26 protein-coding genes are annotated in these 24,376 nt (G+C 31.9%); 25 read left to right on the plus strand and 1 reads right to left on the minus strand.

Features of this window, described 5'->3' with window-relative positions; translation table 11 throughout:
- Positions 1 to 94: 94 nt before the first annotated feature.
- From WC663_02275 to WC663_02290, 4 genes are all read left to right on the plus strand, one after another.
- Positions 95 to 310, plus strand: a complete 216-nt coding sequence (locus WC663_02275) for a hypothetical protein (GenBank protein MFA6296152.1) — start codon at positions 95 to 97, stop codon at positions 308 to 310.
- Between the two features lie 62 nt (positions 311 to 372).
- Positions 373 to 567 carry a hypothetical protein gene (locus WC663_02280; protein MFA6296153.1) on the plus strand — a complete coding sequence of 65 codons (195 nt, stop codon included), beginning with the start codon at positions 373 to 375 and terminating at the stop codon, positions 565 to 567.
- Between the two features lie 125 nt (positions 568 to 692).
- Entirely contained in the window at positions 693 to 1,970 is a 1,278-nt protein-coding gene (gene murA, locus WC663_02285; GenBank protein ID MFA6296154.1) for a UDP-N-acetylglucosamine 1-carboxyvinyltransferase, read from the plus strand.
- Positions 1,971 to 2,109: 139 nt separating this feature from the next.
- Positions 2,110 to 3,120, plus strand: a complete 1,011-nt coding sequence (locus WC663_02290; GenBank protein ID MFA6296155.1) for a rod shape-determining protein — start codon at positions 2,110 to 2,112, stop codon at positions 3,118 to 3,120.
- Positions 3,121 to 3,259: 139 nt separating this feature from the next.
- Here the strand turns inward: WC663_02290 and WC663_02295 are convergent, their stop codons facing one another.
- Positions 3,260 to 3,472: a hypothetical protein gene (locus tag WC663_02295; GenBank protein ID MFA6296156.1), complete on the minus strand. Its 213-nt coding sequence runs from the start codon at positions 3,470 to 3,472 to the stop codon at positions 3,260 to 3,262.
- Positions 3,473 to 3,610: 138 nt separating this feature from the next.
- On the opposite strand from WC663_02295, the gene WC663_02300 reads away from it, so the two are divergent.
- From WC663_02300 to WC663_02400, 21 genes are all read left to right on the plus strand, one after another.
- The gene (locus WC663_02300; protein ID MFA6296157.1) at positions 3,611 to 4,726 is read left to right on the plus strand and encodes a glycosyltransferase family 1 protein; all 1,116 of its coding nucleotides are present in this window, start codon (positions 3,611 to 3,613) and stop codon (positions 4,724 to 4,726) included.
- 68 nt (positions 4,727 to 4,794) lie between these two features.
- Complete coding sequence (locus WC663_02305) at positions 4,795 to 6,654, plus strand: chitobiase/beta-hexosaminidase C-terminal domain-containing protein (GenBank protein ID MFA6296158.1); 1,860 nt, start codon at positions 4,795 to 4,797, stop codon at positions 6,652 to 6,654.
- Positions 6,655 to 6,744: 90 nt separating this feature from the next.
- Positions 6,745 to 7,632 carry an AAA family ATPase gene (locus WC663_02310; GenBank protein MFA6296159.1) on the plus strand — a complete coding sequence of 296 codons (888 nt, stop codon included), beginning with the start codon at positions 6,745 to 6,747 and terminating at the stop codon, positions 7,630 to 7,632.
- A gap of 51 nt (positions 7,633 to 7,683) precedes the next feature.
- A complete protein-coding gene (locus WC663_02315) occupies positions 7,684 to 8,724 on the plus strand; it encodes a YCF48-related protein (protein ID MFA6296160.1) in 1,041 nt (346 codons plus the stop codon).
- Between the two features lie 32 nt (positions 8,725 to 8,756).
- Positions 8,757 to 9,314: a ribosome recycling factor gene (frr, locus tag WC663_02320; protein ID MFA6296161.1), complete on the plus strand. Its 558-nt coding sequence runs from the start codon at positions 8,757 to 8,759 to the stop codon at positions 9,312 to 9,314.
- Between the two features lie 161 nt (positions 9,315 to 9,475).
- Entirely contained in the window at positions 9,476 to 10,675 is a 1,200-nt protein-coding gene (rseP, locus tag WC663_02325; protein ID MFA6296162.1) for an RIP metalloprotease RseP, read from the plus strand.
- Positions 10,676 to 10,684: 9 nt separating this feature from the next.
- Positions 10,685 to 11,935, plus strand: coding sequence for an aminoacyl--tRNA ligase-related protein (locus tag WC663_02330; protein MFA6296163.1), 1,251 nt, complete (start codon positions 10,685 to 10,687; stop codon positions 11,933 to 11,935).
- A gap of 77 nt (positions 11,936 to 12,012) precedes the next feature.
- Positions 12,013 to 13,077, plus strand: a complete 1,065-nt coding sequence (locus WC663_02335; GenBank protein MFA6296164.1) for a rod shape-determining protein — start codon at positions 12,013 to 12,015, stop codon at positions 13,075 to 13,077.
- An 11-nt stretch (positions 13,078 to 13,088) separates the two neighbouring features.
- A complete protein-coding gene (gene mreC / locus WC663_02340; GenBank protein MFA6296165.1) occupies positions 13,089 to 13,892 on the plus strand; it encodes a rod shape-determining protein MreC in 804 nt (267 codons plus the stop codon).
- 124 nt (positions 13,893 to 14,016) lie between these two features.
- Entirely contained in the window at positions 14,017 to 14,550 is a 534-nt protein-coding gene (gene mreD / locus WC663_02345) for a rod shape-determining protein MreD (protein MFA6296166.1), read from the plus strand.
- Between the two features lie 56 nt (positions 14,551 to 14,606).
- On the plus strand, positions 14,607 to 16,598 hold the full coding sequence (mrdA, locus tag WC663_02350) for a penicillin-binding protein 2 (protein ID MFA6296167.1): 1,992 nt from the start codon (positions 14,607 to 14,609) through the stop codon (positions 16,596 to 16,598).
- Between the two features lie 66 nt (positions 16,599 to 16,664).
- A complete protein-coding gene (locus tag WC663_02355) occupies positions 16,665 to 17,495 on the plus strand; it encodes a bifunctional 5,10-methylenetetrahydrofolate dehydrogenase/5,10-methenyltetrahydrofolate cyclohydrolase (GenBank protein ID MFA6296168.1) in 831 nt (276 codons plus the stop codon).
- Positions 17,496 to 17,735: 240 nt separating this feature from the next.
- Positions 17,736 to 18,191, plus strand: coding sequence for a transcription elongation factor GreA (gene greA / locus WC663_02360; protein ID MFA6296169.1), 456 nt, complete (start codon positions 17,736 to 17,738; stop codon positions 18,189 to 18,191).
- Between the two features lie 203 nt (positions 18,192 to 18,394).
- Entirely contained in the window at positions 18,395 to 20,470 is a 2,076-nt protein-coding gene (lysS, locus tag WC663_02365; protein MFA6296170.1) for a lysine--tRNA ligase, read from the plus strand.
- A gap of 20 nt (positions 20,471 to 20,490) precedes the next feature.
- Positions 20,491 to 21,141, plus strand: coding sequence for a hypothetical protein (locus tag WC663_02370; GenBank protein ID MFA6296171.1), 651 nt, complete (start codon positions 20,491 to 20,493; stop codon positions 21,139 to 21,141).
- Entirely contained in the window at positions 21,142 to 21,747 is a 606-nt protein-coding gene (locus WC663_02375; GenBank protein MFA6296172.1) for a hypothetical protein, read from the plus strand.
- Positions 21,744 to 21,899 carry a hypothetical protein gene (locus WC663_02380; protein MFA6296173.1) on the plus strand — a complete coding sequence of 52 codons (156 nt, stop codon included), beginning with the start codon at positions 21,744 to 21,746 and terminating at the stop codon, positions 21,897 to 21,899. Before WC663_02375 ends, WC663_02380 begins: the two co-directional genes overlap by 4 nt.
- Positions 21,863 to 22,609 (plus strand): hypothetical protein, encoded by a 747-nt coding sequence (locus tag WC663_02385; protein ID MFA6296174.1) that lies wholly within the window; start codon positions 21,863 to 21,865, stop codon positions 22,607 to 22,609. Before WC663_02380 ends, WC663_02385 begins: the two co-directional genes overlap by 37 nt.
- Positions 22,610 to 22,642: 33 nt before the next feature.
- Positions 22,643 to 22,807, plus strand: coding sequence for a hypothetical protein (locus WC663_02390; protein ID MFA6296175.1), 165 nt, complete (start codon positions 22,643 to 22,645; stop codon positions 22,805 to 22,807).
- Entirely contained in the window at positions 22,761 to 23,510 is a 750-nt protein-coding gene (locus WC663_02395) for a hypothetical protein (GenBank protein MFA6296176.1), read from the plus strand. Before WC663_02390 ends, WC663_02395 begins: the two co-directional genes overlap by 47 nt.
- Position 23,511: 1 nt before the next feature.
- Complete coding sequence (locus WC663_02400; GenBank protein MFA6296177.1) at positions 23,512 to 24,372, plus strand: hypothetical protein; 861 nt, start codon at positions 23,512 to 23,514, stop codon at positions 24,370 to 24,372.
- Positions 24,373 to 24,376 lie beyond the last annotated feature (4 nt).

The raw sequence follows: 24,376 nt of genomic DNA on the forward strand, positions 1-24,376 counted from the left end.
TAACAATTTTTAATCATTTTGTCAAAACCAATCTTGACAGTTAAAATTGAGTTTGATAAAATATGCTTTGATTCGACCCAACGAGGAGGGAGAAATGGCCTCACATGACACTTCCAGTGATGTGAAATTGGCACGAAAAATACTTGAAGAGTTTGATCCAGCAGAACTTCCTGAAGTTTCGCCTGATCAGCTGCCTGACTTGCCAGAAGACAATCCGCCTCCTCCTAACCCTTTAGACCCGCTTGATGAAGGTAGAAGAAGCCCAATCAGATCAAAATTTCATGTCTATGGAGTTAACGAACTATTTTGAGTAATTTCTTTTCTGAAATTATCGTAATTGTTCTAGTTTCCTCAAGAAAGGAGAAGAAAGAAATGCCAAAAGATTGGAATAGTATTGTTGGAAAGCCAAATCTAACTTCAAGAATTCCGGGACAGCCTACTGATATTGAGTTAGCGCAATGGAAAAAGGAACTTGCACAGCCATTGACTCTGTTAATCATATTTGATGAAGATGAGCTTACAGAATGGAACAAATCCCATCAGATTCCAGATTTGATTGCAGGTTAATACATTTTTTGCACTTTTTACTACTGTGATTTTCACAGTTTTTTTATGTTGTATTTTCGCTATTTTTGTAATATACTTAAATAAATTCTAGTTACTTATTACTAGTTACTAATTACTTTTGTTTTATGTCCAAATTCATAATTACAGGCCCAAATAAATTATCCGGCGAAATAAAAGTTGCAGGTGCAAAAAACAATGCCTTAAAAGTCATTGCTGCTACAGTTTTGACAGATCAAGAAGTGATCTTAAAAAACATTCCAGATATTGAAGATGTTCATGTTATGTTTGAAATTTTAAAAGATCTTGGTGGTAATGTAGAAAAAATTAACGATCATGAATACAAAGTCCAAACTAAAGAAATTAAAAAAACAGAATTAAACAAAAATCTAGTTGCAAAATTACGCGCTTCAATAATGTTTTTAGCTCCATTACTAACTAGAGTTAACGAAGTAAAATTTCCATTTCCAGGTGGTGATATCATTGGTAAAAGACCAATTGATATTTATTTAGATGGCTTAGATCAGTTTGGCGTTGAAATAAAATTTGAACGAGATTATTATCATCTGAAAAGAACTAATGAAAAACTAAAAGCAACAAAATTTGTTTTTCCAATTATTTCTCATACTGTTACAGAAAGTTTAATTATGTCAGGAGTGTTGGCAGAAGGCAAAACAGTTCTAATTAACACAGCTTGTGAGCCAGAAATTGTCAGTTTGGCAGAATTTTTGAATTCTTTAGGAGCAAAAATTACCGGTGCTGGTACTCCAAATATTGAAATTGAAGGAGTCCCAAGTCTTAGCGGCGGAGAATTTACAGCAATTCCAGATCGTATTGAAACTGGAACTTTTGCAATTTTGGGAGCATTGACTGGTGGCGATTTAAAAATTACAAATTGCGAACCGTCACATCTTGAAGTTTTCTGGAAAGTACTAAAACATATTGGTGTTAATTTTGAAATTGGCAAAGACTTTGTTAAGATAAATCCTTCAGAAGATCTTAATGTATGCAAAGGTTTAAATGCTTGTGAAGTTAGAACTCATGAATATCCAGGTTTCGCTACAGACTTGCAAGCTCCAGCAACAATTCTTTTAACTCAAGCCAAAGGTTTAAGCATGGTTCATGAAACAATTTATGAAGGCAGATTATTCTATACTGATTCACTTAACAAAATGGGTGCCAATATTATTATGTGCGATCCGCATCGAATTGTTGTCCAAGGTCCAACAAAACTTTATGGCGCAAAACTAGAAAGTCCGGATATTAGAGCTGGTATTGCTTTAGTTATTGCAGCTTTAATTGCAGAAGGCAAATCAGAAATTGATAATATTTACCAAATTGATCGGGGATATGAAAAGATTGAGGAGAGGTTAAGAAATTTAGGAGCAAATATTCAAAGAGTCTAATTTCTAATTTTCAATTTCTAATTTCTATTAAATGTCTAATAATCTAATTTTTAAACCTTCATGTCGTCGTCGATGTTTAGAAATTAATTATTAAAAATTTAATAGAAATTTAGAATTAGAAATTGAAAATTTTCACGTTATGTTTATAAAAAAAATCGGCATTGATTTAGGTACAGCAAACTCAGTTGTTTATCTTCCAAAAAAAGGTATTGTTTTGAATGAGCCATCAGTTGTTGCAGTTTCAATAGATGATAATTCAATTCTTGCAGTTGGTAATGAAGCAAAACAAATGCTTGGTCGAACACCAGACACAATTGTTGCTTCTCGTCCAATGAAAGATGGAGTTATCGCAGATTATCGTGTTACTGAAGCAATGCTCAAATATTTTATTAACAAATCAATTGGCAATGTCAGACTTTTTCGTCCAGAAGTTATGGTTGCAGTTCCAGCTGGTATTACTTCAACAGAGAGAAGAGCTGTAGTTGATGCTACAATGAATGCTGGTGCAAAAGCTGCATATATCATCAAAGAGCCAATCGCTGCTGCTATCGGTGCTGGAATTCCAATCGCTCAATCTTGTGGAAATATGATTATTGATATTGGCGGCGGAACAACTGAGGTTGCTGTTATTTCTTTAGGTGGCATTGTTGCTGTGAATTCAGTTCGTGTTGCTGGAAACAAATTAGATATGGCTATTGCAAATTATATCCGCAAAAAACATGGTTTAGTTATCGGTGACAGAACAGCTGAAGAAATCAAAATTAAAATTGGTACAGCTTTACCAGTTGAAAAAGAAGATTCAATAGAAATCCGAGGCCGTGATATGGTTCGAGGTCTTCCAAAAAATATTATTGTTACTTCAAATGAAACAACTGAAGCAATTCAAGACGAACTTCGTGAAATTGTTCAAGCTGCCAAAGCAGTTTTGCAAGAAACTCCTCCAGAATTATCAGCAGATGTCATGGATAAAGGCATGATTTTATCAGGTGGTGGAGGATTGTTAAGAAATTTAGATCAACTTTTAGCCAAGGCAACAGGTGTTCCATGTTATGTTGCCGAAGATCCGCTTTTATGTGTTGTTAAAGGAACAGCAGCTGCTTTAGAGAATCTTGATTCGTATAAGAGAAGCGTTTTAGCTTCTAAAAGGTAAAATCCTAAGCACTAATATCTAAATTCTAAACCTGCCTACCGGCAGGCAGGCAAACTCAAAATACAAATGTTCAAATTTAATCTTATTCTGAATAATAAAAAAACCGCAAACACAAGTTTAACGGTTAAACAGAGAGCAATTATTTTAAAGAAATGGTAATTCTCGGCAGAACATCTTGGCTGATATCGAGTTCAATGTTTAATAATTGATTATTTTCATAAACGAATCTACCAAGCGCTTCTAAAAGGGTGTCACCAAAAACTTCGATGTGATGCTTGCCCTTTAAACAAACATTGACTTTTTCTTTACCACTTGCGGGTTCCACTTTTCTCGTAACGATCAGTTTTGCCATTTTCTTCCTCCTCCTTTTTCCGGACCAGAATAATATAGTATAATAAAACCGATTACAAAAAACAATAGTTTTTAGATTTTATATTTTGATCATTTAGATTTGTTTAGTATTTAGAATTTAGGATTTAGAATTTTAGCCATGATAATAGGCATAGACGCTTCAAGAGCAAACAAACAAGTCAAAACCGGGACAGAATGGTATTCATATAACCTTATTTTAGAATTAGCAAAATTAGATAAAAATAATCAATATAATTTATATTCTCCTGATAAATTAAAAGGCGAGTTAGCAAAATTACCGCAAAATTTCAAGGAACAAGTTTTATCTTGGCCACCAAAATATCTTTGGACAATGGTTAGGCTTTCTTATGAAATGAAAAAAAATCCGCCAGATATTTTATTTGTTCCAGCTCACATTATTCCTTTAGCCTCGCCAAAAAAAACAGTAACTACAATTTGCGATATTGGTTTTAAATCTCATCCTGAATTATATTCTAATAAAGAAATCAAATATCATAATTTTGGTTTAGAGCAAGCTATCAAAAAAGCAGCATTGATTCTAACTATTTCTGAATTTACAAAACAAGAAATGATTAAATTCTGCAATATTGATCCAAGTAGAATTAAAGTAATTTATTTAGGCTTCAGCCAAAATGATTACAAAAAAATTGATGATCAAAACGCAATTCAAAATATCAAAGATAAATATAAATTACCAGAAAATTATTTATTTTACACTGGCAGATTAAATTTGAAAAAGAACATCTTAAATTTAGTAAAAGCTTTTAAAAATATAATTGCAGATCCAAAATTTAAGGATTACAAATTAGTTTTAGCTGGCGTACCTGAGAATGGTTATGATTTAATAGAAGAAGAAATTAATAAAAATAATTTACGCGATAAAATTATTGAACTTGGCTGGACAAAGGAAGAAGATTTGCCATATCTGATGAATGGTGCAAAATTATTTGTTTTTCCATCAAATTATGAAGGCTTTGGTATTCCGCCGTTAGAAGCAATGGCTTGCGGAACATTAGTTGTTTCTTCAAATGCCGCATCTTTGCCAGAAGTTACTGGCGAGGCAGCCATATTATTTGATCCAAAAAATGTTGATGAAATGACTGAAAAAATTAAATTGGGCTTAAGCGATGAAAATTTAAGATATAATTTAATAGAAAAAGGTTTTCAGCAAATCAAAAAATTCTCTTGGGAAAAATGCGCTAGAGAAACATTAGATATTTTGAAAAAAGTATAAAAAATGTTAATAACTTTTTTCGTATCTATGCTATATTAAATACAAAGTTATCACATAAAACAAAATAAATGAAAAAACATTTTCTTGGGAGTATTATTTTTGCATTTCTATTTTTTGTTTTCAGCTTTTTTTTAAACAATCAAGCGTTTGCCAGAACGAGCTCAACTTGGAGCGCAGTTGGTACTTCCGGAATGAACGCCTCAGTTGATGCCTTAGCAGTTTATAATAATGAATTGTATGCTGGTGGATCTTTCACAACAGCTGATGGGATCACAACAAATTGTATTGCAAAATGGAATGGCACGAGCTGGAGCAAAGTTGGTTCTACTGGCTTTACAGATGGAGACGTATATAGTTTAGCAGTTTATAATAATGAGTTATACGCTGGCGGATCTTTTGGCACAATAGATGGAATTTCCGCGTTTGCTATTGCAAAATGGAATGGAACAGCCTGGAGTAAGGTAGGTACTATTGGCATGAATGGTGCAGTCAATGCATTAGTCGTATATAATGACAAATTATATGCCGGAGGTGATTTTACAACAGCTGATGCAGCTCCAGTTTTTTATATCTCTGCATGGAATGGTACTGTCTGGAGTGCAGTTGGTTCTTCGGGAATGGACAATGATATTAAATCATTAGCTACTTTTAATAATGAGTTATACGCCGGAGGAGCATTTACTACTGCAGATACAAACACTGTTAATCACATTGCTGTTTGGAGTGGTACTACTTGGAGCGCGGTCGGTTCTTCAGGAATGGACGGTAATGTCAATGCTTTAGCCGTTTTTAATAATCAATTATATGCTGGAGGAGCATTTACTACTGCAGATGCAAATACCGTTAATCGTATTGCAGTATTAAATGGGGCAACTTGGAATGGGGTTGGCTCCTCAGGAATGGATGCGCAAATTAATACTTTTGCTGTTTACGATAATAATTTATATGTTGGAGGACAATTCACTACAGTAGATTCAACAGCAATCAATTATATTGCTAAATGGAATGGAACTTCTTGGAGTGCTGTTGGTTCAGGCACAAATGGCAAAGTTTCAGCTTTAGAAGTTTACAACGATGCATTATATGCAGGAGGATCTTTTACAGTTGCTGGCGGAATTACTGCGAATAGAATTGCCTCTTGGTTTATCGACTATATTGCTCCAACAACAACAGCCTCACCAGCTGGCGGTACATATGAAACAGATCAAACAGTAACATTAACCGCAACTGATGCAGATTCAACAATTTCAGCAACATATTACACTACTGACGGAACTACTCCAACAACTTCATCAACAGTTTACACTTCGCCAATTACAATTTCTCAAGATACAACTCTTAAATTCTTTTCAGTCGACAGTCTAGGAAATTCAGAAGAAGTAAAAACAGAAACATATATTATCGATCGTACAATTATCGCTGAAAGACATCTTAAAAAAGGAAAAAAAATCTATCTCTATTCAGGTTTGAATAGCAAGCAAATCGAAGGCAAGTCATTAATTATCAATTTTACTAAATTACCAAACAAATTAACAAAGAATCATAACTATTGGATTCAATTTGTTAGACATTCTGCTTATCCAGGAAGTCTAGAGCTTGGCTCTCATTTATCATTAAAAAAGTATTGGACATTTAAGACAAATTTAAATAAATACAAAGCAAAAAATTCAGATCAGAAATTCAAATTTAAAATTGCCTACAAATATACAAAAAAAGAATTAAAAGCATTAAAAAAGATAAATCCAGCAATCACTCAAAAAGAGCTTAGACTGAAATATCGCGTTAAAGCTGGTTTGAACTGGTATCCAATTAGCAATAATTGGAAAAATGCAAAAATAAAACATAATACCTCAAAAAAGAAATTTATAGTAAAATATTTCAAGAAATTTGCAAAAAGTACATATTATTTTGCGATTATTAAAAAGTAAAAAAATTTAATAAATGCATAGAAACGGGTTAAGCCCGTTTTTATTTGCTCTTTTAACGTTAGTAAATTTATGTTAAATTATATATGAGTTATGAAAATAATCGGAAATGAAAGAATTCAGGAGGCCATCAAAAAAAGTGTTCAAAACCACCAATTTTTTCATGCCTACCTATTTAGCGGACCTGCCAATCTTGGCAAAAAAACATTAGCTTTAGAATTCGCCAATCTCCTGAAATGCTCAAAGAATGATATTCATATTCTAGAGAAAAATACCGCAATCAAAATTGATGAAGTCCGCGATTTACAGCACAAATTATTATTATCATCGCAATCAGAATTTAAAATAATGATAATTGATGATGCAGCTAATATTACCAATCAAGCAGCAAGCGCTTTATTGAAAACTCTAGAGGAGCCATCAAGAAATACAGTTTTAATTTTGGTTACATCCAACAAATCAAAAGTTTTGCCAACCATTATTTCTCGTTGCATTAATTATGAATTTAATCTAGTCAGTAAAGAAAAAATAAATCTTTTGCTGAATAATCACAATTTGTCGGAGCAAGAAAAAAACCAGATCTTGCAATTTGCACAAGGCCGTCCTGGAATTGCTCTTGCATTAGCGAATAATAAAAATGGAATTCTTGCCAGACAAAAATTTATTTCTAGTTTTTCAAATTTATTAAATTCAGATATTAACTCAAAATTTATTTTTGTCGAAAAAATTTACAAAGAATCAAAAGAAAATTTTAATAAAATAATTAATCTCTGGACTTCATTTTTTCGCGATTGTTTATTATTAAAATCAAATAATCCAAATCTAATTTTAAATCAGTCTAATTTAAATGAGCTTAAGCAATTTTCAGAAAATAATGAAAAAATAAAAATAATTAATTTAATAAAATATCTTACAGAAATAAATAATGCTCCTAACATTAATGAAAAACTAGCATTAGAAAATTTCTTTTTGAAGATATAAAATACTTTATAACTTTAAGAACTTTATAAACTTTATAACTACCAAATAAATATGCCAACAAAAAAAATATCAATTCTAATATTTCTACTGGCATCAGTGATGTTAACAGGTTCAGCTTGCAATAAACCAAAAGATTTGTTTATTTACAAGACAGTTGATTCCGGCAAGAATTGGGAACAAAAAGCTGTATCAGAAAATAAAAAGTCATTAGCAACATTTAGTGTACTTTGCATTGCCATTGATAAAAATAATCCAAACAATATTGTCATTGGAACTCTAGGCAACGGAATTATGAAGAGTCAAAATGCTGGCGATACTTGGCAACAAACTTCTTTGAAGCAAGGAACGATTAATGCAGTTGCAATTAATCCAAAAGATAGTAATGTTATTTACGCTGGAGGAAGTATCGGAACATTAGGAAAAATGTACAAGAGTACAGATGCTGGAGCAAATTTCAACGAAATATATTCTGAAACTCACGCAAAAATTGACGTTATGAGTATTCTAGTTGATCATTTTAATCCAAAAATAATTTATGCAGGTTTGACTAATGGCGGATTTCTAAAAAGCTCTGATTCCGGCAACAGCTGGCTTGCAACTAACTGGTTTTCAGGCCCAGTTGCGACAATGGAAATGAGTCCAAAAGATTCTCGCAAAATTTATGTTGCAATCAAGGGCAGATTCGCTTATGTAACAAAAGATGGTGGAAAAACTTGGAAAGATTTGAAAGATAGTTTAGTCGATTTTCGCGGTGCTAATTTAATTACTGCAATTCAATTTGATCCAAGAGATGATCGTATCATTTATCTAGGATCGCACTATGGCGTTACAAAATCTATAGATGACGGAAAAAAATGGATTGATACAGGATTATTATTAGATCCAGGAAAATTTACAAATGTGGCAATGGCAGTTAGTCCAAAAAGCCCAGAAATAATTTATGTCGGAGTTGATACTACAATTCATAAATCAGTTGACGGAGGAAAAAATTGGAATGTAAAAAAAATTACAAATAATGTAATAACTAGTTTAGTAATCGATCCAAAAAATACGCAAAATGTTTATACTGGCATAATGGCAGTAAAACAATAGATAACTAAATTTTATAAAATAATTCAAAAAATATGCCTAATCAAATTATCAATCAAGCAAAGAAAAATATGGATGAATCTCTAGATTTTATGCAAAATGAATTAAGGAAATTCAAAACTGGCCGTGCTCAATCTGCATTGGTTGAAGATATTCTAGTCGAATATTATGGAACCAAGACTCCATTAAAACAAATTGCGACAATTAGTGTTCCTGAGCCAGCAATGATCTCAATTTCTCCATTTGATAAAAATTCAATTAAATCTATCGAAAAAGCAATTTCAGAATCAAAGCTTAATTTAACTACTAGCAGTGATGGTCAAATCATCAGAATAAAAATTCCTCCATTGACAGAAGAGAGAAGACAAGAATTGGCTCAAGTTTTGAATCAAAAAGTCGAAGAAGTAAAAGTCTCAATCAGAAGCACTCGCGAAGAAACAATGAAAAAGCTTAAAGATATGGAATCTGCAAAACAAATCAGTGAAGATGAAAAATTTAAGACTAAAGAAGATTTAGATAAATTAGTTGATGAATACAATAAGAAAATTGAAGATATCAGAAAGAAAAAAGAAGAAGAAATCCTGACTGTCTAGAAAATTATAAATTCTAAATACTAAACTCTAAACAAATTCAAAAGCCAAATTTTCAAAATTAAAAAGAATCGGTTTTGAGCATTTAAAATTTTGAATTTTGGGCTTGTTTAGGATTTAGAATTTAGGATTTAGAATTTTATTTAATTTTTTTAAAAAAATATATGATAACTTTAATAACCTTTATAATAATTTTAGGTCTGTTGATCTTTGTTCACGAGCTCGGTCATTTTGTTGCTGCAAAAAAAGCAGGAATTAAAGTTGATGAATTCGGTTTCGGCTATCCACCAAGAATTATTGGCACTTACAAAGATCCTAAAACAAAAAAGTTTGTTTTGGTCTTACCCAAAAGAGGCAAAGGAAAAAAGCAATTAGCAGCTGTTGCAGGTCAAGAATCAGAAGAAAATTTTCCAGCAACAGTATATTCATTAAACTGGTTGCCATTGGGCGGTTTTTGTAAAATGAAAGGCGAGAATGGCGATGGCAAATCAGATCCAGATAGTTTTTCAGCAAAAAAAGCTTGGCAAAGAATTATTGTTTTAATCGCTGGCGTTGCTATGAATTTTGTCTTAGCGGCATTAGTATTAATGATTGGCTTCAAAGTTGGCTTGCCAACAGCAATAGATTCTCAAAACAAAAGTTATGCCAAAGATCAAAAAGTACAGATCATGTCAATCTCCACAGATTCACCAGCTGAAAAAGTTGGCTTAAAAATTGGCGATCAAGTTGTATCAATAAATAATAAAAAATTAGAGAACGTTACTCAAGTTCAAAAAGCAATTGATAAAAATAAAGGCAAGGAAATTGATTTAAAAATTAAAAGATATAATGAAAATTTAGATATAAAAATAGAGCCTAGAAAAAATCCGCCAGAAAATCAAGGCGCTTTGGGTGTCGGTTTAGTTGAGACTGGTATCGTTTCCTATCCATGGCTTACATCAATTTGGAAAGGCATAACAGCAACATTTAGTTTAACTATTGCTTTGATAGTTGGTTTTTACGATATTATTAAAAATCTTTTTGTTGGCAATAAAATTGGCGCTGATGTTGCCGGTCCAATTGGAATTGCTGTTATGACTGGCCAAGTTACAAAAATGGGATTTAGTTATGTTTTGCAATTTGTTGCATTATTATCAATTAATTTAGCGATTATCAATGCCTTGCCAATTCCTGCAATTGATGGCGGAAGAATATTATTTATTATCATAGAAAAAATCCGCCGCAAACCAATTTCTATGAAAGTGGAAAATATAATTCATACTACAGGCTTTGCTTTATTGATTTTATTAATGGTTGTTGTTACTTTCAGAGATGTATTTAAATTCAAAGATATCTTTATAAATTTATGGAATAAAATTTTTTAATTTTTAATTATGTTACAATCACAACTTTTTACCAAAACTAAACAAACTGCGCCAAAAGATGAAATTTCATTGAACGCAAAACTTCTAATTCAAGCAGGTTTTATAAATAAAGAAATGGCTGGAGTTTATGATCTTTTGCCTTTAGGTTTAAAGGTTGTAAACAAAATTAGAAAAATTGTTAATGAAGAAATGGAAAAAATAGATTCTGAAGAAATAAGCATGTCTAGTTTACAGAATAAAGAAATTTGGAAAAAAACTGGAAGATGGGATGATAAAGCTGTTGATGTTTGGTTTAAATCAAAATTTAAAAATGATACAGAAGTTGGTTTTGGTTGGTCTCATGAAGAGCCAATTATTGAAATGATGAAATCTTTTGTCGCTAGCTATAAAGATTTGCCAAGATATGTTCATCAATTTCAAAATAAAATGAGAAATGAAGTTAGAGCAAAAAGCGGTATTATTAGATGCCGAGAATTTTTAATGAAAGATATGTATGCCTTTGCAGCATCCGAAGAAGATAATATGGCTTTCTATAAAAAAACTACTGATGCTTATTTAAAAGTGTTTGATAGAGTTGGACTTGGCGATATCACATATGTTACATCAGCTTCTGGCGGAGTTTTTACTGATAAATTCAGTCATGAATTTCAAACTATTTGCGATTCTGGTGAAGATATTATTTATGTAAATAAAGATAAAAAAATTGCTGTTAATGAAGAAATATTTAATGAAGAAACTGTTAAGAAAATGGGAATGGAAATGAAAGATTTTGAACAAAAAAAAGCAGCTGAAGTTGGCAATATCTTCAATTTTGGCACAGGCAAGTGCGAGCAAATGGGTTTATATTTTATAGATAAAGATGGTACAAAAAAACCAGTTCATTTAAGTTCTTATGGTATAGGTATTACGAGATTAATGGGCGTATTGGTAGAAGTTTTTGCAGACAATAGAGGAATCATTTGGCCAAAACAAGTCGCACCATTTCAAATTCATTTATTATGTTTACAGCAAGATAATCAAGAAGTTTCAAATAAAGCAAAAGAAATTTATGATTCTTTACTGAAAAACAATTATGACGTATTATATGATGATAGGAAAGAATCAGCAGGATACAAATTAAAAGATTCAGATTTGCTTGGCATGCCATTGCGAATTGTCATTAGTCAAAAAACATTAGAAAAGAATTCAGTAGAGATAAAAGAACGTCAAGAGCAAAATTCCAAGTTAATTGAAATAGACGAGATTTTCAGTAACATTTAATTTAATTAAAAGAAAACAGAAAACAGAAAACAGTCAACGAGAACTGTTTCCTATTTTCTATTTTCTATAATATTTTTATGTCCATAGTTAATAATATTTTAGGACGCTTTTCCAAAGATATCGGAATTGATTTAGGAACAGCAAATACTTTGGTTTACGTTAAAGACAAAGGCATTGTTATCAACGAGCCTTCTGTTGTTGCAATCAACAAAAGAACAAATCAAGTATTAGCAATCGGTAATGAAGCCAAAAAAATGGTTGGAAAAACTCCAGCTCATATTGTTGCAACTAGACCTCTCGTTGATGGCGTTGTCTCTGATTTTGAAGTCACAGAACAAATGCTTCGTTATTTTATTGAAAAAGTCCATCAAGAAGGTTTCACAATCTTTCCGCGTCCTCGTGTTGTCATTGGCATTCCATCTGGAGTTACTGAAGTTGAAAGAAGGGCAGTAGAAGATGCCTCAATTAGCGCTGGAGCTAGGCAAGCATTTTTGATCGAAGAACCTATGGCTGCAGCAATTGGCGCGCGCCTTCCAGTTCAAGATGCATCTGGAAATATGATTGTTGATATTGGCGGAGGTACTACCGAAGTTGCTGTAATTTCTTTAGGCGGATTAGTAACTGCAAAATCATTGAGAATTGCCGGCGATGAATTAAATCAAAATATTATTGAATACGCTCGCTCTGAATTTAATTTGCTTCTAGGTGAAAAAACAGCAGAAGATATTAAGATCGCCATTGGTTCAGCTTCAAAATTAGACGAACCGCTTGAAACAACAATGCGCGGCCGCGATTTAGTTACTGGCTTGCCAAAAGAAGTTGTTATTAATGATGAACAAGTTCGTGAAGCTTTAATGCGTTCAGTGAGAACAATTGTTAATAATATAAAAACTACAGTTGAAGAAACACCTCCAGAATTAGTCGCTGACATTATGAAAAGAGGAATAGTTTTGGCTGGCGGTGGATCTCTACTTCGTGGCTTAGACAAAGTTTTAGCCGAGCAAACTCAAATGCCTGTTCATATTGCTGATGATCCATTGACATGTGTTGTTCGTGGTTGTGGTATCGTTCTAGAGGATATTGATTCCTTAAAAGACGTTTTGATACCAACACAATACGAAAAACCACCAAGAATATTTTAAAGGCTTAATAGATGATTAATAAACAAGAATCGTCAACAACTTTATTTATAGTTAGCGGAGCGATAATTGTATTATTGATTATTCTTCATGTCTTTAAGATTTTGAGTCCAATTGAAAATATAGTTATTAGAATTTTTTCGCCAATTCAAAGGTATGTTTATCTTTCTGGCAATCGATTTTCTGGCAGTATAAAATTTTTTACTTCAATTAAAGATTTGAGCAAAGAAAATAAAGTTTTAATTGAAAAAGTAAATAAATTGACTTTTGAAAATTCAGAATTAGTTAGATTACAAAGTGAAAACAAAGATTTGCGTGCCCAATTAGGATTATTGAAAAAAGAAGAATTTAAATTAGTTGCAGCAAATGTTATTGGACAAGATCCAAATAATTTAATTCAATTTATTAACATTGATAAAGGAAGCAGTGATGGCATAAAAGAAAATCAGCCAGTTATCATTGCAAACAATTTTTTAATTGGCAAAGTATCTGAAGTTCAGAGCCATTCTGCAAAAGTCGTTTTAATTACAGATGCCAGAAGTAAAATAAATGCGCAGATTCAAGGTGCTGACGCTAATGGTATTGTCAATGGTGAACATAATTTAGGTTTGGCAATGGAAATGATTCCGCAAGACAAGATTATCCAGCGTGGAGATAAAGTCGTTACTTCTGGAGTCGGCGGTGACATGCCTGTCGGTTTATATATTGGCGAAGTCGAGGAGGTCAAGACAACAGACAATGAATTATTTCAGTCAGCCAGAATTAAAACTCAAGCTGATTTTAAAACCCTCAAAGTCATTTTTGTTATTCTAGAATAAAATTAATAAATTTCTCGTAACTCTTTATACACGATTCCGCGTGTAATCAGTTATATCCGTTTTTTCGATAAATATCAAGAAGCAAGTTGATTTGTAAGTCAAAAAAAATTTTGTAATCAAGTTTATGCGTATCGCAATTTCCATAATTAGTTTAATAATCCTATCTTTTTTGCAAATTTCTTTTCTGCCAAATTTTGTCATTTTAGGTTCAGTACCAAATTTAATTTTAATAGTTGCAATAAGCTGGTGTATTGTCGGAAATTTTAAGGAAGCAATTTTTTGGGGAATTGCAGGTGGAATTATTCTTGATCTTTTTTCTCCGTTTTATTTTGGAATTATTTCTTTGAGCAATATAGCAATAATTGCAGCTATTTATTTTATTGTTAAAAACATTATTAATAGCGATGATCGAGTCTCTGTTGCTGCAATTTGTGCGATTGCCACATTATTATACAATTTCTTTTTGATATTTTTTATATTAATTGCAAATTTAGTTAAATTAGATAATTTAATTCAGCCATTAAGTTTTCAATTTTTGCTTTCAATTTTTGTCCAGATAATTTTTAATACGATTTTAATTTCTCTGGTTTACAATTATATTAAATCTATCCAAGAAATTGAAAGCTATTACGAACAAAGACGACAAATAAAAGCATAAATTAACAATTAACAATTCTAAAGTTAAATGTTAACTGTTAAAAGTTAATTGTTCACATGCGCGACCCATTTCAAATTAAAAATTCATTAAATTTTGATAGTCGGGCAACAAACTCCGATTATGGATCAGATTGGGATGTTGATCCTTTTTTTTCTTCAAAAAGCTCGCGTCCTGATATCAAAAAACCTTTTTATAAGCATCAAAAAATTAGATGGCTTTATTTTGTTGTACTTGGAGTTTTTATTGTCCTAATTAGTCGAACATTTTTTTTGCAAATTGTTCAAGGAAATTCCTTAAAAGCAGCAGCAGAGGAAAATAGATACAGAATAAATATTACTCGAGCGCCAAGAGGAGTAATTTATGATTCTAAAAAACAAATGCTCGTGAAAAATGTGCCAAGTTTTGATGCAACAATAATTCCAGCAGATTTGCCCTTAGAAAAAAATACGGATACAGGCGAAAGAGAATGTAAAGAAAAATGTCAAAAAGTTTATTCTTTATTAAAAGACATTTTAAAAATATCAAATGATGATTTCAATGAAGCATTAAAAAAAATTGATTATACTTCTTATGAAGTATTATTAGTTAAAGAAAATGTTTCTCGCGATGAAACTTTAATAATAAATTCCAGAGATGCAGAATTGCCAGGAGTCATCATTGAAAAAAATCCAATTCGCGATTATCAATTTTCAAGCACTTTTGCTCATCTCATGGGTTACATTGGAAAAATAACTTCCGAAGAATTGGATCAAAAGCAGAATGCTCCAAAAAAATATTTATTGAACGATTATATCGGAAAACAAGGATTAGAATTATCATACGAAGAAACATTAAAAGGTATTAATGGACAGCAACAAGTTGAAGTTGATTCTACCGGCCGAGTTAAAAAAATTGTTAAACAAGAAGAGCCTCAAGCTGGCAATGATCTTGTTTTAAGTATTGATAAAGATTTTCAAATCCAATTAGAAAAATCTTTAAAATCAGGAGCAGAAGTTACTGGCTCAAAAAAAGCAGCTGCAGTTGCTATGAATCCTCAAAATGGAGAAATATTGGGTTATGTGTCTTTGCCGACATTTGATAATAATTTATTTGCTAAAGGAATTTCTGAAAAAGATTATCGCCAAATTGCTAACGATGAAAATAAACCTTTGCTTGATAGAATAATTGATGGCGTTTATCCGCCAGCTTCAACGATTAAACCAGTTGTTGCATCAGCAGCTTTAACAGAAGGCTTAATTAATGAAAATACAACAGTTGAAGACAAAGGTTCAATTACAGTTAGAAATAAATATAATTCTGATATTATCTATAATTTCGTCGGTTGGAATCCGCAAGGTTTAGGTCCAGTTAATATTTATAGTGCAATTGCGGAATCTTCAGATATCTATTTTTATTATGTTGGTGGCGGTTTTGAGGAATTTCAGGGACTTGGAGAAAAAAAACTCGAAGAATATTACAAAAAATTTGGCCTAGGCGCTCAAACTGGCATTGACTTGCCAAATGAAGCAGAAGGTTTAATTCCAACACCATCTTGGAAAGAAAAAGCAAAAAATGAAGTTTGGTATTTAGGCGACACTTATCATATGGCAATCGGACAAGGTGATGTGCTTGCAACTCCATTGCAAGTTGCAAATTGGACTGCAATTGTTGCTAATGGCGGTACATTTTACAAACCTCATCTTGTTAAAAAGATAATTGATAATAAGCAGAATATGATTAGCGAGGTAGAATCAAGAATTGTTAGAGAAAATTTCATTCCAAAGGGCCATATTGAAACTGTAAGGCGTGCCATGAAACAAACAGTCGAAGATGGTTCAGCAAAGATGTTGCAAGGATTAAAAGTTTCATCTGCAGGTAAAACAGGAACTGCAGAACATAGTGGAAGTGATAAAAACCACGCATGGTTTACTGTTTTCGCTCCTTATGAAAATCCAGAAATAGTTTTGACAGTTTTGGTTGAGGAAGGTATAGGCGGTGAATCTGCAGCAGTACCTATTGCCAAAGAAGTACTTCAGTGGTATTTTAATAACAAGACTAATAGTAACTAGAAATTAGTAACTAGTAATTCGGGTCGTTTTCGAGTTACTAATTACTAGTTACTTGTTACCGAATTTATGCTAATCAACGGAACACAATCTGCTCGAAAAATCCTTTCCAATATTCAAAGAAAGGTTACTATTTTGAAACAGCAAGGCCGACATTTAAAAATGGCTGTTGTTTTAGTTGGCGAAGATAAAGCTTCTTTGAGTTTTATTAGAAAAAAAGAAGAATCCTGCAAAAAAATCGGCATTAATTTTGAATTATTTAAATTTCAAGCCGATATTGATACTTTAAGTCTTGCTCAAAAAATTAAAATTATTCAAGAAGATCCGAGATTATCAGCTTTAGTCATTCAGCTTCCATTGCCTCCAAAAATCAATACTCGCCAAGTTTTAGAGATGATCGATCCAAGACTTGATGTCGATTGTTTGACTTCACATAATTTAGGAAAATTAGCTGCTGGTATTTACAAAATTTTACCTCCGACTCCAGCTGCGATTCTACATCTCATTAAAGAATATAATATTAATTTATTAAGAAAACATATTGTAATAGTTGGAAAAGGCGAGTTAGTAGGAAAGCCATTAGGAATTTTGCTTACTCAGGACCAAAATACTTTAACAATTTGCACAAAATTTACTAGAAACTTAGGAAATTATACAAGACAAGCTGATGTCATAATTACAGCTGTTGGAAAGCCGAATTTAATCACTGGCGATATGGTCAAAGACAATGTTATAATTTTAGATGCTGGCACAAGCTATAAAGGCAAAAAACTTTACGGCGATGTCAATTTCAAACAAGTTTCAGAAAAAGCAAAAATGATTACTCCAGTACCTGGTGGAATTGGACCAGTCACTGTTGCAAAATTATTAGAGAATATTTTAATATTAGCTAATTTATAGTATTAAAAAATCCTAAGCACTAATTTCTAAATACAAAACAAATCCAAATTTCCAAATTACCAAATTTTTAAAACGCGAATAAAGTTTTGGGTTTAATCTTTTGTATTTTGAATTTGTTTAGAGTTTAGGATTTAGAATTTAGGATTTTTTCTCTGTGGATAATTAAGTTTGACAATAATTCAAGCTTAGAGTATATTAGTAGCATTATCATCATACATAATCATACATAATCATACATATATGACACCATTTTACATTACAAAAGAAGGTCTAGAAGATTTGAAAAAACAATTAATAACATTAAAAAGCTCAAAAAGAAAAGAAGTTGCAGCTCGTCTTAAACGTGCTTTAGAACAAGGCGATTTATCTGAAAATGCAGAATATCAAGATGCCAAAGACGAACAAGCTTGGACAGAAGGAAAGATTGCAGAGCTTGATTCCAAAATTAAAAATGCTCAAATTATTTCTAAAGACAGAAATGGCAATATTTCTATTGGTTCACAAATCAAGATAAAAAATGGCGGTCGCGCTTTAGAATACACAATTGTTGGTTCACAAGAAGCCAATCCAGCAGAAGGTAAGATTTCCAATGAATCACCAATCGGCATGGCATTTTTAGGCCACAAAAAAGGTGAGCGTGTTAAAGTTCAGACACCTGATGGATTTATCGAATATAAAATTTTGCAGGTTAGCTAGGACGTATTTAAACACTAAAACAACGAAACACAGAAACAATCGCCATTAAAACTGGCGATTTTTTATAGCCAAAATCAACAAAACTTGATAAAATAAACATATTATAACTTTAAATAATTTGTCATTCTGAGCGAAGCGAAGAATCCCATTATTACTATCTATTCACGGGATCCCTCACAGCGGTTCGGGATGACTTGTAAAATATGCAAAGTGAACTTCGCCAAAATAGAATCAAAAAATTAGAAGAAATCAAAGCTTTAAACATTGATCCATATCCAGCATATGCAGAAAGAACAAATACATGTCAGGAAATCATTAACGATTTTGACAAGTTTAAAGACCAAAAAAATATTATAGTTGGTCGTATTTTTTTATTTCGTCCATTTGGCAAAGCAACATTTGCCCAAATTGGCGATGAGACAGGAAGAATCCAAGTTTATTTTAAAGAAGAAAATTTAAAAAAGAATTATGATTTAGTCAGAAAATTAGATATTGGCGATTTTATTCAAGCCACTGGCACATTATTTTTAACTAAAACAAAAGAAAAAACTGTCCAAGTCAGCAATGTAAAATTATTAACAAAATCAATTCTGCCTCTTCCGGAAAAATTTCATGGCTTGAAAAATGAAGAAGAGCGCTATCGCAAAAGATATTTAGATTTAATTTCGAATAAAAAAACTTTTGATTTATTCAAAAAAAGAACTCAATTCGTAAATTCAATTCGAAGCTTTATGCAAGAATCAGGTTTTATGGAAGTTGAAACTCCGACATTAGAGCATATTCCAGGCGGTGCAGACGCAACTCCATTCGTTACTCATCATAATGCATTAGACATCGATTTGTATTTACGCATTTCACTTGAGCTTCACTTAAAAAGATTAATTGTCGGCGGCTATGAAAAGATTTTTGAAATTGGCAAAGTTTTTCGTAATGAAGGAATTTCGCCTCAACATTTACAAGAATTCACAATGATGGAATATTATTGGGCTTATGCAACTTGGAAGGATCTAATTGGTTTTACTGAAAATTTTTACACCAAAATTATTAATGACACTTTTGGAACATTAAAAATAAAATACAAAGATCAAATTTTGGATTTTACAACTCCATGGAAACAATATGATTACATAGAATTAATAAAAGACAAAACTGGTATTGATTTAAACAAAGCAAATACTTTTGAAAAACTGATCGAAGAAATTAGAGCCAAAAAAATAGAAGTTGAAAATGTAATTGGCTATGGCAGATTAGTTGATAATCTTTACAAAAAAACAGTTAGACCAAGTTTAATTCAGCCATGCTTTTTAATTAATCAGCCTGTTGCAATTTCTCCATTAGCCAAAAAGAATGAAAATAATCAAAATACAACACAGCGTTTGCAAGTTTTAATTGCAGGCAGTGAATTAGGTAACGGTTTTTCAGAATTAAACGATCCATTAGATCAAAGACAAAGATTCGAGCAACAAGCAAAATTACGTAAAGAAGGGGACACAGAAGCGCAAATGATGGATGAAGATTTTGTTGAAGCTTTGGAATATGGCATGCCTCCAACTGCTGGTTTTGGTGTTGGCATTGATCGTTTATTAGCCATTCTTACAAATTCAGAAAATATTAGAGATGTAATTTTCTTTCCACTAATGCGTCCCGAAAAAAATAATTTAGAAGCAAAGTCCAAGCCTTCAAAATATTCAGAAGTTGAAGAAGTGAAATCAATGGATTCAGTTATTGACCGCAAAACAGCTTGGGAGTTATTAAAGCAAAATGTTAAAACAGAAAATTTAATTAAGCATTGTTTGGCATCAGAGGCAATCATGAAAGCTTTAGCCAAAAAATTAAATAAACCAGAACAAGCTTGGGGAATTACTGGTCTTGTTCATGATTTAGATTTTGATTATACAAAAGAAAAGCCAGAAAAACATGCTTTGATGACAGCCGATATTTTAAATGAATATGAGGTACCAGAAGATATGATTGATGCAATTAAATCGCATAATTATGAAAATACCGGCATCACCAAAAAAACAGATTTAGATTTTGCTTTGTCGGCATCAGAACAGCTTAGCGGTTTAATTGTTTCTGCCACTCTAGTCTTGCCAGACAAAAAATTGCAATCATTAAAACCAGAATCAGTTCTGAAAAAAATGAAAGAAAAATCTTTTGCTAGAAATATCAGCAGAGAAGATATTCAAGATGTAGAAAAATTAGGAATTAATTTAGATGAATTTGTTGCTTTAGCTATCAAGTCAATGCAAGAAATCAATAATGATTTAGGATTATAATTTTTTAAAACCAAAACATAATGCCAAATCCAGAACAACCACAACCAATTCAAGAAAATTTAGCTGATGTTAAAGAGCCTCAACAAAATAATGTTGAAGGTCTTGAAGTTGCTCATGGGGAAGAATTAGAAAATGTTGTTGATGCAGCAAATGCCTTAGCAGGAAAAATTGAACGAGATGAAAAAGTTACAAAAGGAGAAGTTTATGATTTGCGAGAAGCTTTGGGACAAGTTAAATTTGATATTGGTGGAGAAATGATGACAATAGAACAGATTAAGCAAATTCCAGATCTGAAAACAAATCTTCCAATATTTCAAGAAATTCAAGCCGGGAATCTTAAGAGAGTGACAATGCTTTCGTTCTTACCTAAAAATATTGCAGAATCATTGAGCCACCATCATGGTGATCTTTATCTTATCGGTCTTTCTTCCTTATCTGATGAAGCTGCAGAATCATTGAGCCATCATCAAGGCGATCTTGATCTAAGAAATCTTTCTTCTTTATCTGACGCATCCGCAGAATCATTAAGTCATCATAACGGTGTTCTTAGTCTCTCTTTCCTTTCTTCTTTGTCTGATAGAGCTGCAGAATCATTGAGCCATCATCAGGGAAATTTAATTACTTCACCAAAAATTCAAGAACAAATCGATAAATTTAAAACCAAAAAATAAATGCCAAATCCAGAACAACCAATGCAAGAAAAAATAGCTGATGTTAAAGAACCTCAACAAAAAGTTGAAGGTCTTGAAATTGCGAAAACAGAAGAATTAAAAAAAGTAGTTGCTGCAGCAAATGTTTTAGCAGAAAAAATTGAAAGAAATGAAAATGTCACAGCCGGAGATGTTTTAGATTTAAAAGAGGCTTTGGGACAAGTTAAATTTGATTTCTACGGAGATCCATTAACATCAGAAGAAATAAAAAAGATTCCGAATTTACAAAAAAATATCGAAGTTTATAAAGGGATTAAGGCGAAAAAATTTTTGACTGGAGATTTATCTATACTTACTTATCTACCAGTAAAAATTGCAGAAACTATTAAGCGAGATTTTAAAAGCTCAATGCTATTTCTAAATGGCCTCACTTCTTTATCTGAAGAAGCTGCTAACAATCTCAAGGATTGGTTGAATGAATCAAATTTCAGGACTCTTAGTATTACTGGAATTACTTCATTATCGCCTAAAGTAATTCAAATTCTTGCTCAATTTAAAAGAGAGCCTGCTGTTTCTGAAGAAATTGGCAATCAAATTGATAAATATAGACGACAATCTTATTTATGAAAAAAATACTCATCTTCGGCACATTTGATCTCTTGCATCCAGGCCATCTTGATTTTTTAAAAATAAATATTTATAAAAGATGCTACAGAAATTTAAATTTAAAACCAAAAAATAAATGCCACATCCAGAACAACCAATGCAAGAAAATTTAGCCGACATTAAAGAGCCTCAACAACAAAAAGCTGAAGGTCTTGAAATTGCAAAAACTCCAGAATCAGAAAGAGTTATTGAATCTGCAAATAATTTAGCTGGAAAAATTGAACGAGATGAAAAAGTTACAGCTGGAGAAGTTTACGATTTAAGAGAAACTTTGGGACAAATGAAATTTGATTTTTATGGCAATAATCTGACAATCAAAGAAATTAGGCAAGATCCAAATATTCAAAAAAATATTGGAATATGGCAAGAAATAGAAAGTGGAAATTGGAGAAATCGTGAAAAGCTTACAATGCTTCCACCAAAAATAGCCAGAGCTTTTAAAAATGTACCTGGAGATGATGTTTATCTAAATAATCTTTCTTCGTTGCAACCAGAATCAGTCAAAGCAATAAAAGATTGGGAAAAGGTTAGATTTTTACATCTTGATGGGATATCAAATATTTCAAAAGATGTCGCAACAGCTTTAGCGGCCTGGCATGGAGAAAATTTACATTTACGCGGGCTTACAACAATATCACAAGAGGAAGCTAAAGCATTAAAAGATTGGTCAGGAACAAGGTTGTATCTTTCAGGACTCATTTCTATATCTGATGAAGCTGCAGAAGAACTTAAAAAATTTAGTGGTTTTATAGATTGTCCAGATGAAATTCAAAAACAGATTTATGGAATTAGTTTAGTTAGAAGAAGAATTCCAATGAGATAAAAAAGATTTATTAAAAATTTCTCAAATCTTAATATGAAAAAAGTTTTAATTTTCGGTACATTTGATCTCTTGCATCCAGGCCATCTTGATTTTTTAAAAATAAATATTTATAAAAGATGCTACAGAAATTTAAATTTAAAACCAAAACATAATGCCAAATCCAGAACAACCACAACCAATTCAAGAAAATTTAGCTGACGTCAAAGAACCTCAACAAAATAATGTAGAAGGTCTTGAAGTTGCTCATGGGGAAGAATTAGAAAATGTTGTTGATGCAGCAAATGCTTTAGCAGAAAAAATTGAAAGAGATGAAAAGGTTACAGAAGGAGAAGTTTATGATTTGCGAGAAGCTTTGGGACAAATGGAATTTAATTATGGTGGAGATTCAATGTCTATCACTGAAATTCAGAAAATTAAAGATTGGAAGAAAAATCTTGAAATCCTAAAAGAAATTAACGCCGGTAGCTTTAAGCATATTAGAGAGCTTACTTTTTTGACTGTCTCAGCTGCAGACGCTATAAGAAAAAAACGAGATGTAGATTTTTTGATAGGAGATTCAACCATACCTTTTGATAGTCTTGCTTCACTTTCTGATAGAGCCGCAGAATTGCTAAGTCATTGCAAATTGTCAAATTTACGCTTTGACAAGATAACCTCTTTATCTGATCAAGCTATTGAACATTTATCAAATTTTTTTGGAGAACTTTATCTCAAAGGTCTTACTTCTTTGTCTGATAATGCTGCAGCTTCATTATCTAAATCTGAATGTTTAGTTCTTGCGCTTGATGGTTTAACTTCTTTGTCTGACAAAGCTGCAGAATCACTCGCTGAATATAAGGGTCAATTAGCAATAAAAAAAGAATTCAGACTGAAAATCAATCAATTTAAAACCAAAAAATAATATGCCAAATCCAGAACAATCGCAACCAATGCAAGAAAATGTAGCAGATGTTATAGAGCCCAAACAAAATACTGAGCCAAATATTGAAATTGCCCAAACGCCAGAATTAGAAAACGTTGTTGACACAGCCAACGTTTTAGCAGAAAAAATTGAAGGAGATGAAAAAGTTACAGAAGGAGATGTTTATGATTTGCGAGAAGCTCTGGGACAAATGAAATTTGATATTGGCGGAAAAATGATGACCGCAAATGAGCTCAGAGAAAATCCAGAATTACTAGCAAATTATAGGATTTTGCAAGAAATGAAAAAAGGTAATTTTTCTAATATTCAAAATCTAACTAATCTTTCTTCTGAAACAGCAGAATTTCTTGTAAAACAAGGATTTAAGGTTGGAAATATATTAGACTTTAGAAAAATAAAAAAATTATCTTTAGATTCATTGAGAATTTTATCGAAATGGGAAGGAACTGCAATTGATTTTAGCGGATTAACTGATATGCCAAAAGAATTAGCTCGAATTTTGAAAGATTTTAAAGACGTTAGAAATTTAGACTTTAATGGTCTAACTGATTTGCCAAGCGAATCAGCAGCTATTTTAAAAGACTGGAATGGAGATTGTCTCTCTTTTGATGGACTTGCAACAATATCAAGAAATACAGCAAAAGAACTAAGCAAATGGAAAGGATTTTTTTTAGAGATAAGAGGAATCAAAACTCTTGATCAAGAAACAGCAAAAATTTTAGGAAAATGGGAGAGCACAAAACCCCGAGTACCATTATTTCCAAAAATAGGTCATCGTACTTACTCAAGACGTTTCATCGAGGCTCCAATCAATATTTTAAATCAAATTCATGGAAGATAAATAA

The organism is Patescibacteria group bacterium, assembly GCA_041662665.1.
Classification (GTDB): Bacteria; Patescibacteriota; JABMPQ01; order JABMPQ01; family JAQVVF01; genus JAQVVF01.